Raw genomic sequence first — 15368 nt, forward strand, 5'->3', positions numbered from 1 at the left:
TTTCTCCTTCAAATGCGGACGTCCCGGACCTTGCCGGAGAATCGCCCATTGCCGTTCTTGAACATCGTGTAAGTGCCCTCGAAGCGCAGCACCGCGCCTGGCCGACGCTTGAACGCCTTGTCCGAAGCGAAGTCGGTCAGGTGCTCGTAGAACCAGGGCGAATCCGGCAAGCCGCGAAACTTCGAGCGCAGCACGACCAAATCGCCAAATTCCCCGTGCGCGAACAGGATCTCGCCGCGATAAATACGGCGCGGCTCGGGAGCCAGGTGGCCCCACGTGTTGTGCATCACGATCGCCCGGTTTCGCGCCTCCACCGGAGCAAAAACGTCTGCCATACTCATACGGCCTCCCGTTCGTTCTGTTGTGTCTATTCTTTCAAGCCGACGCAGGGATCAGTGTCAGGACACCGTCGTTCTCAACGGCGATCTGAAAGCGCGTGAGAAGCGGCCAGATTTGGCTCACGTGCGAGCTGGCCGTCGTGTCGCCCCACTCCAGCGCATTCATCAGGCGCAGCTTCAGCGCGCTTCTCGTCGTGCCACCGCTCATGAGTGCATCGCAGACAACGCGCATGAATTCTGGCGCGCGCGTAGCGAACGGATTCACGCCGGCCGGTAGCTCCCGACGCATCGCGTCGATCAGACCGTGACGAATGAAACGCATGGCGTGCTCAGCAGCTTTCTTGGGCAGCGAGGCGATAATTTCCGCGTCACTCGCACCAATCGCGAACTCAACCTTCTCCACCCTGGTGCGGCGCTCGACGGTAGCGGGGATCGTGGGGCGCGTAGCGGGGCGGGCAGCCACGAGCTCGTCATCCTCCTGAGCTGCCATCTGAGCGGCCACAGAGAGCGTTTTAGCGGGCGTGGTGCGCGCGATCGAAGCCTGCTTGCGCGCGACCTCATGGCGACGCAGCAGGTCGCTCACGTTGATCGTGGACTGGATCGCCTCGAGCGTCTTTACCGACGCCGGCGCGCACTCGGAGAACGCACCGCACTGGCGGCACACTTCAGAATCGTGGCTAAACACGCTCGCGGCAGCGAAGCACGCGGGCGCTGTGGCGGGCGCCGAGACGTTCTCAAACAACTGCATGGGTATTCCTTCAGAGAGTATCGATCACGCGGCGCACTTCACGCGCGGCGCGGGCAATTTCGCTATGGCTTACGTCAGCCATGACGAGACGGATGAACTTGCAGATAAAGCCGATATTCACGCCCGCCATACAGCGCGTGTGAATCCCAATGCTGCGGCTGTAATCGCAGTGCGCCTGCTGCGCCGCGGCCTCTTTCATCAACGCTTCGGGCGGGCTCACGAGCCACTGCACGATAAGTGCCGCGATGGGGCTCAGCCCAGCGACAACCGTCTGCACCTGCTCGGCCTGCTGCCGGCGCTCCAGCACTTCCTCTGGCGTCATCGCCTCGCTTGCGATGCGCTCGGAGACGTCGAAGTCCTCCCCCGACATTTCCTCGAAGCTGCGCACGCCGTTCGTGATGCGCTCCTCCTCGAGAGCCTTCGCGCTCTTGTTGATGCGGTTGTAAGCGCAGCGGCCGAAATACGTGTTGAAGGCGAAGCCGCGGCTCGGGTCAAAGCTACGATGGGCGTCGAGGAAAGCCTCGCGCACATCGGCGAACACGTCGTCGTATTCGACCGATGCGCCAATCTCCAGGAGACGCCCATAGCACTTGCGCGCTACCGTGTGGGCGAACCCCAGATTGCCCTGGTAGCACTCGACGATGTCGGCGCTATACATGGCTCTCTCCCGATCAGCCGAAGATGCGTTGTGCGAGACCGTCGACCACTTCGCGATCGATCTTGGAGAGTTTGTTGATGAACGACAGCGTGATGCCCTGGCGCCACGAACCGCGCTTCACGCCAATCTGTGCGGCATAGATCAGCGTTCGGGGCGAGATCACGTCCGAGATCTTCGCGCCGTCATACGACTCGCGAACGAGCGAGGCGAAGTCGACCAGCTTGTCCGCATCGTCCTTGTGCAGGCCCACGCGCTTCTGGAGAATCAGGCTCTCGAACTTCTTGTCCATGTATTTCTTGTGGACGACCATGCCGAACCGGTCATAGTTCGCGCTGTTCTGGAGCGACGTGCCCTGGTAAAGACCCGTTTCGTCGCCCGAGCCGTTCGTGTTGCCCGTCGCAACGAAGCGGAAATTCGGGTGAGGCTTAATGACCCGGTTCGCCGCGTCGGCTTCCTTGATGACGAGAGGCTTGCCTTCGAGCACGGCCTGATACACCGAGAGAACCGACGGCAGCGCGAAGTCGTATTCGTCCGCCGCGTAGACCCAGCCATTCATCATTGCGAGCGGCAGCGGCCCGAGTTCAAACTGCGTCGAACCATCCTTCACCGTCCACTGACCGACGATATGGCTTTCTTCAGTGTTGACCGTGTGCTGGACGCGGATCGTGCCGCGACCGGTGCGGGCGCAAATCTGCTCGAACAGCTCCGACTTGCCTGAGCCCTTGTGGCCCCAGACGTAGCACGGAATGGACATTTCGAGCGCGAGGATCACGTTCTTCAGTTCGTCCACGTCGTAGACGTAGTTCGCCGAGACGGCGGGCACCATGTCAGGGTGCGCGGGCGTAGCGATCACGCTGATCGGGATCGCCTCTTTCTTCGACGACAGCGCCGCCGGGACTTTGCCCAGGTCGAACACTTCGTGGAACGGCGCCTTCGTCGGCGTGCCGGCCGGCATGATCGCGCTCACGGTGGCGAGTGCCGAACCCGCCATTGCGACCGGAGCTGGTGCCGGGGCGGCTGCCGGTGTAGCAGCGCGACGCTTGGCGAGCTGTTCTTTGGCGAGATCCGACAGCATCGGTGCAGCGGGAAACTTCGCCTGATACTCGTCGACCGAAATCTCCGGGTGATCGTCCTTCAGGTGCTTCTGCATGACGTGGACTTGCGCACCGCAAATTTCGCACTTGATCTTGGCGTCGCTCATGGCTTTTTCTTCTCCGATAATGATAGTGATTGCTGAGTGCAGCAACGTTGCTGCGACATACGAATATTAAACACTTCTACTTGGGAAAAACAGTCAGTTTTGACTGTTTTAACATGGCAATTTGATTACGCCAGGAGCAGCGCGCGCAGCTCCTTCATGACGCGGCTCGGAAGCTCCGACACATTGTTGATCTGCATGTGGCGGTGGTAGTAGCCGCGCGTAGCGTCCGACTGAATGCCGATACCAACGACACGCACACCCGACGCCTCGATCTTCTGGACCGTCTCCTTCAGATGCTTGCGGCCTTCGTGGTATCCACCGTGAAATGCCGGCTGGCCATCCGAGAGAACGATCATGATCTTGCCCGCCTCACGTCGTGCCAGAAGGCGCCGCGCCGCAATCTCGACGCACTCGCCGTCCACGTTGTTGCGCAAGGTGCTGCAGTGTGGCAGCCAGGCGAAGCGGTTGCGCACTTCAGTGGACTGCATCCGCTCGTTGAAGGACTTCAGGATCGGCATATAAAGGCTCTCGACTCGGGTAAATTCTCGCCCGAGCTTCTTCGCATCCTTCTCGATCGCACCCCAGTCCGGCACTTCGCCCGTCGTGAAGCAGATACACTCGGACTTGATGTTCAGGCGATCGAGCACCGACGCGAGGGCATACCCCGCCTTCGCCGCGGTATGGATCTTCTCGCCGGACATCGAGCCGGACATGTCGATCACGAGCTCCACTGCGACGTCTTTGCTGGTGGATTCGTGCTTTTTGCGGAACACGCGGGAGTCGCCGACCGCGAGGCGCGACAGGTTGCCCGCATGAATGCGTCCCGAGCGCCGGCCGTTCTCCCAGACCGCCAGCGAACGCGCACTGATGGCACGCTCCAGGTCTTTCTGCAACGGCGCAACCATGTGGTCGACGTCGTCTGCGAGGCGCTTGGTCATCGCCGGGTTGAAATCCCGGCCGATATGAAGCGGCTCGATCACGTCCCAGTCCTTCGAAAAGACGAGATATTCGGCGCCCTTCGCGGCATCCGTCGCACTGTCGGTGATCAGTTGGGACATAGTCTCGTCGAAACCGTTGGCAGTTTCCTTGTCGAGTGCATCGAGAAAGGCGGAGCTATGACCGTCGTTCTCGACCGGTTCGGGATCTTCGGCACCCTCGTCCTCGTTCTCAGCGTCCGATTCTTCCTCGCTCTCGCCGTCTGTTTCGCTCTCGCCTTCGTCTTCCTCTTCATCCTCGCCCTCTCCCTCGCCAGAGCCCGATCCAGCGTCTTCTTCGTCCTCGTCGCCGGGCTTGCCGCCGCTGCTGCCACTGCCGTCTTCTGCTTCTTCGCCCTCCTCGTCTTCTGGCTTGCCACCCGGCTTACCCATCGACTTGCCGCCCTTAGAACCCTTACCGCCCTTCGGCTTTGGCGGAGCCTTCGACGTGCCGCCGCCTTCTTCGCCGCCCGTCTCGCGACCGAGCGCCTTCAGCACTTCCGCTGCGACTTCGATCGCCTCTGTGGTCGTCGCGCAGCCTTCGATACGGGATGCAAGGTGTTCGATCTTCGACTGTTCGTCGGCGATCGCAGCGACCAGGTCCGGGTTGTTGCCCAGAAACTCCTTGAATACCTGCTGTCCGCTCATTGCGCGCAGCACCGGCACCATCACCAGTGCCTTTACACCGTTCGCGTCGCCCTTGCGGGCGGCTTCCTTGATCTGCGGCTTAACGTATTTGTCGATGAAGAACTGGCCGGTCACGGCGATGTTGTGACCCGAGCCAGCAAAGCGCTTCGCCATTTCTCGCTCAATGCGGGTGTCCTCGATGATGTTGACCATGTTGTGCAGGCCTTGATCAGTGATCTTGCCCATCGCCTTGAAGTCCGTGAACAGGATGTGTGCGACTTCGTGGTCGAGAAAGCCCTGGATCGCATGGCACAGCTCGTCGCTGGCGTTGTCGGGAAGATACGGCAGGTTCACGAGTTCAGGCTCGCCGTTCGGACCGGGCTGCACGTAGGCGCTGATGCCGCGCTGCGTCACCTTGATGCCCTTGCCTGCGAGCATCTGCGTGATCTTGACGACCGCCTCACGGAGGACAAAAACTCGCTCATTCATTTTCAGCACCTCGCTGTAGAAGATAAGTCAAAATTGACTGAATGACTGCGATGATAAACAACACAGTCAGGGATTGCAACAGTCAAAACTGACTCACACACAGGACACAAAAAAAGGCGACCGTAGTCGCCCCTGATCGACCCGCTTAGTTACTGCGGCCCAAGCCCCGTGATCATGCCGAACTTGCCGGAAGCTGTGTTGAGCACCAGGACTACGCCACGCTCAGGATGTCGAATCAGGGCAACACCAACTTCACCCATATCCAGCAAGGGCTCTGCGGTTCCGCCCTGGAAGATTTCCTCGAACCTGTCAAAGTCGATCAGACCTGCCACCACACCCACCGTTTGCTGCTGTTGTTGTTTTGCTGCCGTCACCGTCATATCTCCGAGAAGTCGAACTGCACTGAACACTACGTTAGAAATGCGCACACATTATAGTCAGCTTTGACTGTCAAACGCGAAGTTCCCGCGCGACTCGACGTAAGCCACTGTTGCACAAAGGGATTTTCAAAGGCTAGAATCGCGGCAAATGACTAACTCAGAGCTTACTGTTGCCCAAGTTTTGGGCTCTCGGCCCCTGATAGTCACTGCTTACTGTGTGGACTCTATAATCGACGCGAACACTGATCGCGGGACGTCCCGCAAAATAATTCTAAGAGAGGCTCAAAATGGCAAAGAAGGATCAAACGTTTACCGTGGCCGAATACTTTGGGAACCAGATCGCCGCCAATCAGAAAACGCTGGCTAGTCTGAGCAAGGAAATTGGCGGGATCATGAAACCGAACATGCTGTCGATGGTTCAGAATGGGCACGCGAAGCTCCCGATCCAGCACGTGGGGAAAGTGGCTCGCGCTCTGAACATCGATCCGGTGTTCTTCATGAAGTTGTGCCTTCGCGAATACTACCCGGACATGTGGGCCGCGGTTGAAGAAGTGATGGCTAACACCCCGATGCTCACCAACAACGAACGCAAATTCATCGAGGAGTTGCGTGCCGTGAGTGCCGAGGATCCGGTAATTGCAACGGAGCAGGAGCGCCGTGAATTTCGCAAGTTTGTTTCGGGACTTCGCACCGGCACAGTCAACTGATACCACATCAGCACCATTCATCTTCAGCTAAGGCGCCCAAACGGGCGCCTTTCTTATTTCTCAAGAACCCTTACTTTTCTCAGCTTGCCTGTCAGGTTCTGGCTGAGAATAAGTAAGGCGATTCTAAAGAGGCGCTGAATGCAAATCAACTGGTGGTTGGTAGTTTTGTAAAAAAATGTTTCGATTTCTTTCGGAGCGTTTGCTTAGAAATATCTCACTCGTAAACTAGCCAAAAATATCAGGTTTCTTCGCCGTTAGTGTTGTATCGCTGAAAGATACCCAAAATGCGAATTGGATGGCCCCGATCATTGCGCTCAATTAGAGCGCGCGTCCGGATGAGAACGGTAGGATTTGCCGTAACGTGAAACGCAAAATCTGCACGTGTTTCCGATCCAAGCAATGCGGCTCTGTATGCAAAATCAACCGCTGGTTTATCCTGTATACAAATAAGTGACCGCCAGTTTTCGTGCGAAGCCGGCATGCCTGGCTGGGCGCCTAACAGATCACGTGCGCACTGTGACCAGTATGCCTGGCCCGTCAACACGTTTTCCTCAAACACGCCGATCCCGAGCGCAGCGAATATCTTCTCGTGCCGCGCATCGTTTTCCAGCACAAGGTTCAGATATTCCTGCCTGATTATCGCCATCTCGTCTGCGGTGCTCGCCTTCTCCTTCTGCAAAGCGTCAAGAGCTTCCTGCCCGTATCTCAGCCAAACCCAGTTCACTCCGAAATGATTGGCAACCCGCCTGAGCACGTCGAAGCCTATATCTCCACCCTTTAACCACTTTCCCACTGCCTGCGGCGTGACTTCAACGGCGCGCGCAAGACTTGCAGCCTTCTCGTTGCGCTCCTTCAGAAGCTGCCTGAGCCTTCCAGGGAAGGTGTCCGTTGATTCGATAGAGGTCATTTTTGACTTGCCTTTCGCGTGAGGCAATGTGTAAGATGCCAACATTCAGTTTTGACTGTTATTCGTGAATCTGCCGTGGCTCGAACTTTTGATATCGATGAGTGTGCCGACTTTCTGAAGGTCGACAGGAACACCGCGCTTAAACTCGCCCAGCGGGGCGACCTCCCTGGTGCGCGCATTGGACGCGCATGGGTGTTCCTTGAAGACGACATTGTTGAATATCTGAGGGTCCGCGTCAGACAGCAGATGGTCGAACGCCAGAACGACAATGTAGTCGATGAGGCGTTAAGGGCTTCGATTGAAAAGACGCCTCCAACGCCATCACCTCTTCTGATGAAAATGCAGAACAGGGAGCGGGGCCGGCGCAAAATTCCTCCCGCCCTGCCTCCTCTACCAGAGCATGTCAGCGAGAGCGCTCGCGCGTAGGTTGGCATAGCGCGCGAGCATGCGTAGATCCTTGTGTCCTGTGATCTTGGCAATCTCGGTATCCCTGAGCCGGGTGCGCTCGAACAAACGGGACGTTGCCTCATGTCTGAGATCGTGGAAGTGAAGATCGAAGGCGCCGGCCGCTTCAAAGAGATTTACCCAGAAACGCGAGAGACGAGAGCTAAGAGCCTTGGCTTCCTTTGCATCAACTTCTCTCCTTTGTAACGGATCGGGCTTGAAAAATGGAAAGAGCAGTCCGTTGTCAAATTTGAACCCCTGCATCGAGGGCTCGTCGTTCGTGACTGCTGCAAAGTATGTGTTAAGGGCCGCGATGGCAACTGAGGTGAGGGGCACCTGACGCTTGTCCCCGTTCTTGGTGTCGTCGAGAAAGATCGTTCTCTGTCCCATGTCGACCTGAGCAACCTCAATGGTGTAGATCTCCTTCATTCGCATTGCAGTCTCCAATGCGAGGTCGAACATGCACTGATACGCGGGCCTGAAGTCATTCGCCAGTTCGCGTTCCCGCTCGCTTCCGTCAGGACGGATGGGCTTTCCTCCGGCGAGCAAACGTCTTGCCTCAACTTCCTCATGCTCAGCCAGTCGACGATCACGCGACTCGTCTTTTGGTAATGCCTTGGGCGCAAGGCCCGCGGTTACTGCCTCTGCATTGCGTGCCTCGAGATAGCGCCGGTCAGCCTCCGTATAAGTTGCATAGCGCTTCGGAAGCAACCTTATCGGGTTGATGATCAGCGGCTGTATCTTCTGCTTGCTGCCCCAGTCAAAGCACCTCGCGAGAGCCCCAACATGATGCCGGATCGTTGTTGGCGCGAGATTGTGGAACTGCTTCATCGCCGCAATCCACTTTTCGACCCAAGGATAATCGACGTCTTTTAAAGCGATTGTGCCGATGCGTGCGTTAAGAACATTCAAGCAACTCACATCGCTTGGAGGAACATAGCCTGATTTTAGATAACCGGTAATCACATCGGCAACAAAAGTAAACGTGCCGATGCGCTTGGACAACTCTTCGGGGACTATGCCTTGTCTCAGACAGGCTTCAAGATGAGCAACCCAGGCGTCACCTTCTTCCTCATTAGTAAAGGAGATGGTGTAGGGCTTGCCGAGCAGCGCCTTGTTCTTGACGATGTATTCCCACGAGTCACCGCGTTTGCGCTTAGAGGACATTTGTTAAGTCACCTCGACTTGGACGAAGCGAATTGTAAAGGCGGCTTACAGATTCGTGTCATCCCATCACCGGACTTTTAGGTGATCAAGGCAACATTCAGGAGGGGAAATCTGGTCGCGGTTGGCAGGGTGACGAACTCATGTCATCGCACTACACGACTGGACGCCGGTTGGCAGCGCCAACTTTTGGGGTGGCAGAGAGGGGTTTCTAGAGGGTTTCAGACCACTTAGCTGCGGTGCAGCATGCAGCTAAGTGTCTGATTTTACTGGAGGCGCGAGCCGGAGTCGAACCGGCCTAAACGGCTTTGCAGGCCGCTGCATAACCGCTTTGCTATCGCGCCGCAAGCGGACTGGAACCTCAGGACAGGTTCACAGATTTATCTGGCGGGAACCAGAAGAACCGAAGTTCTGGAAAGAACGACCGGCCTTCCAAACAAAAAGGGAAGCGCTGCTTCCCCTGATGTATGGAGCGGGAGACGAGGCTCGAACTCGCGACCTCAACCTTGGCAAGGTTGCGCTCTACCAACTGAGCTACTCCCGCATTGAACTGCTTCGCACCGCGCTGTATTTTTACTTCGCCAAACAACGCAATGCTTCGAAAACTGGAGCGGGAAACGAGGCTCGAACTCGCGACCTCAACCTTGGCAAGGTTGCGCTCTACCAACTGAGCTATTCCCGCGTGATACTGCATTTACTGCTACTGCCTCCGGTGTTTCGCGCTGCCCACATCGGAGAAACGAGATTATGGAGAAGCGCCTGAAACGTGTCAACCCCTTTTACCCGCCTCCTTTACTGAAAATATTTCTCTCCTGCGTCGGTGGGGTTCGAACATACTTTTGCGACTTCGCCCCCCACTCGTTCACACTTTCACGCGACGCCACCGCGCTCGCGAATCTGCGGCCACGCGAGCTTCATGTAGTAGAGCATCGACCAGATCGTCAGGAACGCGGCCAGATAGATCAGCCATAAGCCCCACACGCGCGTGTCGATCATCAGGCCGCCACCGAGCGGCAGCGGCCCGTAGAACAGCAGCATCGGAATTGCGATCATCTGGCATGCCGTCTTGAACTTGCCGAGCGAATTCACCGCGACGCTCTTCGACGCACCGATCTGCGCCATCCATTCGCGCAACGCCGAAATCGCGATTTCGCGCCCGACGATCACCAGCGCGATCGCCGAATCGATCCGCGCGAGCTGCACGAGCACGAGCAGCGCCGCCGTCACCATCAGCTTGTCGGCGACCGGATCGAGAAACGCGCCGAACGCCGAGGTCTGATTCCATTTGCGGGCCAGAAAGCCGTCGAACCAGTCGGTGAGCGCCGCCAGAATGAAGATCGTCGCGGCGGCGAGGTTGCGGTGCGCGAGGCTCATCATCATGTCGGGCAGATAGAACACACCGACGACGAGCGGGATCAGCACGATCCGCAGCCAGGTCAGGAATATCGGGAAATTAAACGGCATGGGGCAGGCGCAGCGTCTGACGAGTGAGTTGCAATTGTGCCGTGTCACAAGGCCTGCCACAAGCAAGGCGGCGCGGGCGTGGCGCGGCACGCTCAATGCAATTGCCGGTAAATCTGCTCCGCGAGCGCCTGCGAAATACCTTCGACGCTCGCCAGATCCTCGACGCTCGCGGCCACCACGCCGCGCAGCCCGCCAAAGCGCGCAAGCAGTCGCTGACGCCGCTTCGCCCCCACGCCTTCGAGCTCTTCGAGCCGCGACGTCTGGCGCGTCTTGCCGCGCTTCGCGCGCATGCCGGTAATCGCGAAGCGGTGCGCTTCGTCGCGGATCTGCGCGACCAGCATCAGCGCGGCGCTTTCCTTGCCGAGTTCGAGCGGCGTGCGGCCGTCGGCGAAAATCAGCGTCTCGAGGCCGACCTTGCGGCCCTCGCCCTTCGCGACGCCGACCAGCATGCCGGTATCGAGTCCGAGTTCCGTGAACACCTGGCGCGCGATTTCAACCTGACCCTTGCCGCCGTCGATCAATACGATGGTCGGCAGCACGCCACCCGCCGCGGCCGGCTCGGCGGCATCGGCGGCGAGCGACGGATCCGCGGCCGCCTCGCCTTGCGCTTCGGCGGCTTCGTCGGCGGCATTCGCGGCCGCCTGCGCGACCATCTTCTCGTAGCGGCGCGTGAGCACCTGACGCATCGCCGCGTAGTCGTCGCCGGCCGTGATGCCGGTGATGTTGTAGCGGCGGTACTCGGACGGCTGCATCTTGTGATGGTGATACACGACGCACGACGCCTGGGTCGCCTCGCCCATCGTGTGACTGATGTCGAAGCATTCGATGCGCAGATGCGCGAGATCGTCGCACTCCATGCCGAGCGTGTCGGTCAGCGCCCGTGTGCGAGCCTGTTGCGAACCCTGCTCCGACAGCAGCCGGGCGAGCGCGAGCCGCGCGTTCTGCTCGGCCATCGCGAGCCACGCGCGCCGCTGTCCCTGCGGCTGACGCAGCACCGTCACCTTGTGGCCCGCCTGTTCGATGAGCACGTCGACGAGTTCGCTCGCGGGCGCATGGCTGACCACCAGCACCGGTGGCACCCGATTGCCGAGGTAATGCTGCGCGATGAACGCTTCGAGCACTTCGGATTCGATGCCGCCCGGCAAGCGGCCTTTGCGGCGCTTGGACGGTGCGGCATCCGTGCCGGCAAGTTCGCCGGCATCGGCTTCTTCACCTTCTTCGATACCGTTGTCTTCCTCGTCCTCGGAGGGCATGTCCTGCGCGAGCGCAAGCGCGTCGGCCGTAGCGGACGAGTACGCCGCATCCTCCAGGCCTTCTTCGGCCTCCCGCGCGGCCGGGCTCGCATCGGCCCGCGCCTGCTCGTCGCCCTCTTCTTCGAGGCCGCCCTCTTCGGCCGTCAACGCGCTCTCCACGTGCGCGGGGAAATATGCCTTGTCGCCGAGATGACGTCCGCCGCGCACCATCGCGAGATTCACGCAGACGCGTCCGCCCAGCGCGACCACCGCGAGAATGTCGACATCGCTGTCGCCGCCGACTTCGATCGCCTGCTGATGCAGCACCGTCGACAGCGAACTCATCTGGTTACGCACCGCCGCGGCCTGCTCGAACTTCAGTTCGCTCGCGAACGCATGCATCTTCTGCTCGAGTTCCTTCATCACCTCGCCCTGGCGGCCGAGCAGAAAGCGCGACGCGTTCGCGACGTCGCGCGCGTAATCCTCCTCGCCGATATTGCCGACGCACGGCGCGGTGCAGCGGCCGATCTGATGCAGCAGGCACGGCCGCGTGCGGTTGTTGAACACCGAGTCTTCGCAGGTGCGCAACTGGAACACGCGCTGCAGGATCTGGATGCTTTCGCGCACCGCCCAGGCGCTCGGGAACGGACCGAAATACTGGTTCCTGCGATCGACCGAGCCGCGGTAATAGGCCATGCGAGGAAACTTGTGGCCGGTCAGCTTCAGGTACGGATACGACTTGTCGTCGCGAAACAGGATGTTGTAACGCGGCGTGAGCGCCTTGATCAGATTGTTTTCGAGCAGCAGCGCTTCGGCCTCGGAGCGCGTGACGGTCGTCTCGATGCGTGCGATGCGCGTGACCATCATCGCGATGCGCGGCGAGAGCTGCGTCTTCGTGAAGTAGCTCGAGACGCGCTTCTTCAGATCGCGCGCCTTGCCCACGTAGAGCACCGCGCCGCTCGTGTCGTAATAGCGATAGACGCCGGGCATATGCGGCAGTTGGGCGAGCACTTTTTTCGGCTCGAAAGCGACGGTTGCTTCGGATTCGGTCATGCGGGGTCGGTCGAGTGGGACAGTCTTGCGATGGGTCGCTTGTTGCATCGCAGGTTGCGCCGTGTTTTGCATATGTGTGCTGCACGCATATGTGCACGGCATGCGCGCCGCGCGTCGCGGGCACGCGCAATCGCGAGCGCGGCTTTAGAATCGCCAGTTTAGAACATTCCGCGTTCGTTCGAACCCCGCTTCGCGTCGCCGGAGCCAGCCGATCTGCCCGAGCCGCCATGTCCTCCGCCGCCCCTGCCCGCCCCGCATCTGTCAACCCCGCGTCTGTCAACCCGATCGCCTGCGATATCTTCTGCGCGGTGATCGACAATTTCGGCGACATCGGCGTCTGCTGGCGCCTCGCGCGCCAGCTCGCGAGCGAGCACGGCTGGCAGGTGCGCGTGTTCGTCGACGATCTGCACGCGTTCCAGAAGCTCTGTCCGTCGCTCGCGCCCGATCGCGCGCGGCAAACGCTCGACGGCGTCGTCATCGAGCATTGGCGCGAGCCGGCCCACGCGGGCGATAGGCTCGAAGTGGCCGACATCGTGATCGAGGCATTCGCCTGCGAGCTACCACCGGTCTATATCGCCGCGATGGCCGAACACGCGCGCGCGCCGCTCTGGTTCAACCTCGAATATCTAAGCGCCGAGGACTGGGTCGCCGATTTTCATCTACGGCCATCGCCGCATCCACGTTACCCGCTCAGCAAAACGTTCTTTTTCCCGGGTCTCGGCCCCGGCACCGGCGGCGTGCTGAAGGAACGGCATCTCGACGCGGCCCACGCCGCGTTCGAAGGCTCACCGGCGGCCCGCGCCGACTGGTGGCTCAAAACCACCGGTCACACGCCGCCGCCAGCCGACGCGACTGTCGTGTCGCTCTTCGCGTACGAAAACCCGGCCGTCGACAGCCTGCTCGAACAATGGCGCGACAACGCAAGCCCTATCGTGCTGCTCGTGCCGGAGGGGCGCATTTCCGGCGCGCTCGCGCGCTTTTTCGGGCTGCCGTCGTTTGCCGCGGGCGCGCACGCGGTGCGCGGCAATCTCAGCGCCCACGCGCTCGCCTTCACCGCGCAGCCGGACTACGACGCACTACTGTGGTCGAGCGACGTCAATTTTGTGCGTGGCGAAGATTCGTTCGTGCGCGCCCAATGGGCCGCGAAACCGTTCGTCTGGCACATCTATCCGCAAGCGGACGACGCGCATCTGCCGAAACTCGACGCCGCGCTCGCGCACTATGCGCGCACTCTGCCCGCCGATGCGCGCGGCGCGCTCGAGCACTTCTGGCACGCGTGGAACGGCGTGGGGCAGCCGGACTGGGCGGAATTCCTGCGCCACTATCCGGCGCTGAAACAACGCGCCGCCGACTGGGCGGAGGAACTCGCGCAAGCCGGTGACCTCGCCGGAAATCTGACCTCATTCGCAAAAAGTCAGTTAAAATAAGCGGTTATCCAACGGCCGACGACGCAAGCGCGGCCCGATTCCAGCAACGCCTCATGGTCAGCCTCGCTGACCAGTCCTCCCAGCGGAAACACGCCTCGCACTCCAACCTTCGAGTCGGGCACGCGAATGTCAAAAAAGGGACGTATGTTGCGGTGTGTTCGCGAATCGGCGCCACTCGTGTACACGCCCGCACAGGGTAAAAATCAGGTAACGGACAGGTGGAATAGCCGGGCAACCCCGCCGCTGGTCTCCCCCGCAGGCTGATCCCGTTTCAGGCATCTGCTGCACATCGCCGCTTCTTCACGCGGCGCGCGGCAGGCGATGGACGAAACGCCGAAGCCGCTTGGCGCCTATGCCGTTGAGCAACAGTTAAGCTATTTATCTCGTACAGGACAGTTTTTTATGAAGACCGCACAGGAACTCCGCACCGGCAACGTCGTGATGATCGGCTCTGACGCCATGGTCGTGCAGAAGGCCGAATACAACAAGTCGGGCCGTAACGCCGCCGTCGTCAAGATGAAGTTCAAGAACCTGCTGACCGGCGCAGGCATGGAAACCGTGTACAAGGCAGACGACAAGTTCGACGTCGTCGTGCTCGAGCGCAAGGAAGTGACCTACTCGTACTTCGCCGACCCGATGTACGTGTTCATGGACGCCGACTACAACCAGTACGAAGTCGAAGCGGAAATGATGGGCGACGCGCTGCACTATCTCGAAGACGGCATGGCTTGCGAAGTCGTGTTCTACAACGAGAAGGCGATCTCGGTCGAACTGCCGACCACGCTGGTACGCGAAATCATCTATACGGAACCGGCTGTCAAGGGCGACACGTCGTCGGGCAAGGTGCTGAAGAACGCCAAGCTGAACACCGGTTTCGAACTGCAAGTGCCGCTCTTCTGCAATATCGGCGACAAGATCGAAATCGACACGCGTACGCACGAGTACCGCAGCCGCGCGTAAGCGTCTGCCGGCCTCATCGGCCGCCTCCGGCGCCCTGCCGGCCGGCACAAAAAGCGCCCAATTTTGGGCGCTTTTTCTTTTTTGTCGCTTTGTGTATGGTTGAGGAAAACTTTACCGGGGCACCCCTCAAAATTACCATTCCGGCGCGCCGAATTCGCATCTCGCGTACAGGCAAGTCTTTGATCCAGCTTGGCAAATACCTTTGGCACACTCCCTGCTTCATGGAAAGTACGCTGGTACCGCTTATTTTCCAACGGGAGAGCACCATGAACAACGACATCGCTGAAGGCAAGTGGAAACAGATTGTCGGCAAGGCGAAGGCCGCTTGGGGCGAACTGACGGACGACGAACTGAAGAAGGCCGAAGGCCGCGCCGACAAGCTCGCCGGTCTGATCCAGGAACGCTATGGCAAGACCCGTGAAGAAGCAGAACTCGAAGTGCGCCGATTTTTCGATAGCAACCGGGATTTCTGACAGGAGTTGTGAAGGAACTACAGGCGCCGGCTCGCATCACGCGAAGCGACTTGGCCCGGCCGTGTTCCACCGCCAAAGGACCATTCGTACGCCTCCGTCATCGAGCCCATCGGAGCCCGCGC

At 59.8% G+C, this 15368-nt stretch carries 15 protein-coding genes and 3 tRNA genes; 5 read left to right on the forward strand and 13 right to left on the reverse strand.

Features of this window, described 5'->3' with window-relative positions:
- Positions 1 to 8 precede the first annotated feature (8 nt).
- The 6 genes from QM685_RS06425 to QM685_RS06450 form a co-directional block, all read right to left on the reverse strand.
- On the reverse strand, positions 9 to 341 hold the full coding sequence (locus tag QM685_RS06425) for a hypothetical protein (RefSeq protein ID WP_415113877.1): 333 nt from the start codon (positions 339 to 341) through the stop codon (positions 9 to 11).
- A gap of 34 nt (positions 342 to 375) precedes the next feature.
- Complete coding sequence (locus QM685_RS06430) at positions 376 to 1086, reverse strand: hypothetical protein (protein WP_415113879.1); 711 nt, start codon at positions 1084 to 1086, stop codon at positions 376 to 378.
- Between the two features lie 10 nt (positions 1087 to 1096).
- A complete protein-coding gene (locus tag QM685_RS06435) occupies positions 1097 to 1744 on the reverse strand; it encodes a sigma factor (protein WP_415113881.1) in 648 nt (215 codons plus the stop codon).
- Positions 1745 to 1757: 13 nt separating this feature from the next.
- The gene (locus QM685_RS06440; protein ID WP_415113883.1) at positions 1758 to 2945 is read right to left on the reverse strand and encodes an AAA family ATPase; all 1188 of its coding nucleotides are present in this window, start codon (positions 2943 to 2945) and stop codon (positions 1758 to 1760) included.
- 125 nt (positions 2946 to 3070) lie between these two features.
- Positions 3071 to 5035, reverse strand: a complete 1965-nt coding sequence (locus QM685_RS06445; RefSeq protein WP_415113885.1) for a cobaltochelatase CobT-related protein — start codon at positions 5033 to 5035, stop codon at positions 3071 to 3073.
- A 149-nt stretch (positions 5036 to 5184) separates the two neighbouring features.
- Positions 5185 to 5415, reverse strand: coding sequence for a hypothetical protein (locus tag QM685_RS06450; protein ID WP_415113887.1), 231 nt, complete (start codon positions 5413 to 5415; stop codon positions 5185 to 5187).
- Between the two features lie 287 nt (positions 5416 to 5702).
- Here QM685_RS06450 and QM685_RS06455 point away from each other — a divergent pair, with 287 nt between their 5' ends.
- Complete coding sequence (locus tag QM685_RS06455; protein ID WP_415113889.1) at positions 5703 to 6122, forward strand: helix-turn-helix domain-containing protein; 420 nt, start codon at positions 5703 to 5705, stop codon at positions 6120 to 6122.
- Between the two features lie 238 nt (positions 6123 to 6360).
- On the opposite strand, the gene QM685_RS06460 is transcribed toward QM685_RS06455, so the two are convergent.
- Positions 6361 to 7029 carry a helix-turn-helix domain-containing protein gene (locus QM685_RS06460; protein WP_415113891.1) on the reverse strand — a complete coding sequence of 223 codons (669 nt, stop codon included), beginning with the start codon at positions 7027 to 7029 and terminating at the stop codon, positions 6361 to 6363.
- Between the two features lie 75 nt (positions 7030 to 7104).
- Here QM685_RS06460 and QM685_RS06465 point away from each other — a divergent pair, with 75 nt between their 5' ends.
- Positions 7105 to 7455: a helix-turn-helix domain-containing protein gene (locus tag QM685_RS06465; protein WP_415113894.1), complete on the forward strand. Its 351-nt coding sequence runs from the start codon at positions 7105 to 7107 to the stop codon at positions 7453 to 7455.
- On the opposite strand, the gene QM685_RS06470 is transcribed toward QM685_RS06465, so the two are convergent.
- The 6 genes from QM685_RS06470 to uvrC all read right to left on the reverse strand — a co-directional run bounded on the left by QM685_RS06470 (position 7420) and on the right by uvrC (position 12386).
- The gene (locus QM685_RS06470; RefSeq protein WP_415113896.1) at positions 7420 to 8640 is read right to left on the reverse strand and encodes a site-specific integrase; all 1221 of its coding nucleotides are present in this window, start codon (positions 8638 to 8640) and stop codon (positions 7420 to 7422) included. The genes QM685_RS06465 and QM685_RS06470 overlap by 36 nt on opposite strands.
- Before the next feature lie 267 nt (positions 8641 to 8907).
- Positions 8908 to 8981: transfer RNA gene (locus tag QM685_RS06475), tRNA-Cys, on the reverse strand.
- Positions 8982 to 9105: 124 nt separating this feature from the next.
- A tRNA-Gly gene (locus QM685_RS06480) sits at positions 9106 to 9181 on the reverse strand.
- Positions 9182 to 9243: 62 nt separating this feature from the next.
- A tRNA-Gly gene (locus tag QM685_RS06485) sits at positions 9244 to 9319 on the reverse strand.
- 188 nt (positions 9320 to 9507) lie between these two features.
- On the reverse strand, positions 9508 to 10101 hold the full coding sequence (gene pgsA, locus QM685_RS06490) for a CDP-diacylglycerol--glycerol-3-phosphate 3-phosphatidyltransferase (RefSeq protein ID WP_415113898.1): 594 nt from the start codon (positions 10099 to 10101) through the stop codon (positions 9508 to 9510).
- A gap of 92 nt (positions 10102 to 10193) precedes the next feature.
- A complete protein-coding gene (gene uvrC, locus QM685_RS06495; RefSeq protein ID WP_415113900.1) occupies positions 10194 to 12386 on the reverse strand; it encodes an excinuclease ABC subunit UvrC in 2193 nt (730 codons plus the stop codon).
- Between the two features lie 227 nt (positions 12387 to 12613).
- Between uvrC and earP the strand changes: the two genes are divergently transcribed.
- From earP to QM685_RS06510, 3 genes are all read left to right on the forward strand, one after another.
- On the forward strand, positions 12614 to 13813 hold the full coding sequence (earP, locus tag QM685_RS06500; protein WP_415113902.1) for an elongation factor P maturation arginine rhamnosyltransferase EarP: 1200 nt from the start codon (positions 12614 to 12616) through the stop codon (positions 13811 to 13813).
- A gap of 402 nt (positions 13814 to 14215) precedes the next feature.
- Positions 14216 to 14773, forward strand: coding sequence for an elongation factor P (gene efp / locus QM685_RS06505; protein ID WP_415113904.1), 558 nt, complete (start codon positions 14216 to 14218; stop codon positions 14771 to 14773).
- A 266-nt stretch (positions 14774 to 15039) separates the two neighbouring features.
- Positions 15040 to 15246 carry a CsbD family protein gene (locus QM685_RS06510; protein ID WP_415113906.1) on the forward strand — a complete coding sequence of 69 codons (207 nt, stop codon included), beginning with the start codon at positions 15040 to 15042 and terminating at the stop codon, positions 15244 to 15246.
- Positions 15247 to 15368: the final 122 nt, after the last annotated feature.

Source organism: Paraburkholderia sp. (assembly GCF_047605525.1).
GTDB lineage: Bacteria > Pseudomonadota > Gammaproteobacteria > Burkholderiales > Burkholderiaceae > Paraburkholderia.

Excerpts from the sequence above, each read along its gene's own strand:
- efp (WP_415113904.1), top strand. The coding sequence starts at position 14,216 with ATGAAGACCGCACAGGAACTCCGCACCGGCAACGTCGTGATGATCGGC.
- QM685_RS06455 (WP_415113889.1), top strand. The coding sequence starts at position 5,703 with ATGGCAAAGAAGGATCAAACGTTTACCGTGGCCGAATACTTTGGGAAC.
- QM685_RS06435 (WP_415113881.1), bottom strand. The coding sequence starts at position 1,744 with ATGTATAGCGCCGACATCGTCGAGTGCTACCAGGGCAATCTGGGGTTC.
- QM685_RS06425 (WP_415113877.1), bottom strand. The coding sequence starts at position 341 with ATGAGTATGGCAGACGTTTTTGCTCCGGTGGAGGCGCGAAACCGGGCG.
- uvrC (WP_415113900.1), bottom strand. The coding sequence starts at position 12,386 with ATGACCGAATCCGAAGCAACCGTCGCTTTCGAGCCGAAAAAAGTGCTC.
- QM685_RS06440 (WP_415113883.1), bottom strand. The coding sequence starts at position 2,945 with ATGAGCGACGCCAAGATCAAGTGCGAAATTTGCGGTGCGCAAGTCCAC.
- QM685_RS06510 (WP_415113906.1), top strand. The coding sequence starts at position 15,040 with ATGAACAACGACATCGCTGAAGGCAAGTGGAAACAGATTGTCGGCAAG.
- QM685_RS06450 (WP_415113887.1), bottom strand. The coding sequence starts at position 5,415 with ATGACGGTGACGGCAGCAAAACAACAACAGCAGCAAACGGTGGGTGTG.
- QM685_RS06470 (WP_415113896.1), bottom strand. The coding sequence starts at position 8,640 with ATGTCCTCTAAGCGCAAACGCGGTGACTCGTGGGAATACATCGTCAAG.
- QM685_RS06445 (WP_415113885.1), bottom strand. The coding sequence starts at position 5,035 with ATGAATGAGCGAGTTTTTGTCCTCCGTGAGGCGGTCGTCAAGATCACG.
- pgsA (WP_415113898.1), bottom strand. The coding sequence starts at position 10,101 with ATGCCGTTTAATTTCCCGATATTCCTGACCTGGCTGCGGATCGTGCTG.
- QM685_RS06430 (WP_415113879.1), bottom strand. The coding sequence starts at position 1,086 with ATGCAGTTGTTTGAGAACGTCTCGGCGCCCGCCACAGCGCCCGCGTGC.
- QM685_RS06460 (WP_415113891.1), bottom strand. The coding sequence starts at position 7,029 with ATGACCTCTATCGAATCAACGGACACCTTCCCTGGAAGGCTCAGGCAG.
- earP (WP_415113902.1), top strand. The coding sequence starts at position 12,614 with ATGTCCTCCGCCGCCCCTGCCCGCCCCGCATCTGTCAACCCCGCGTCT.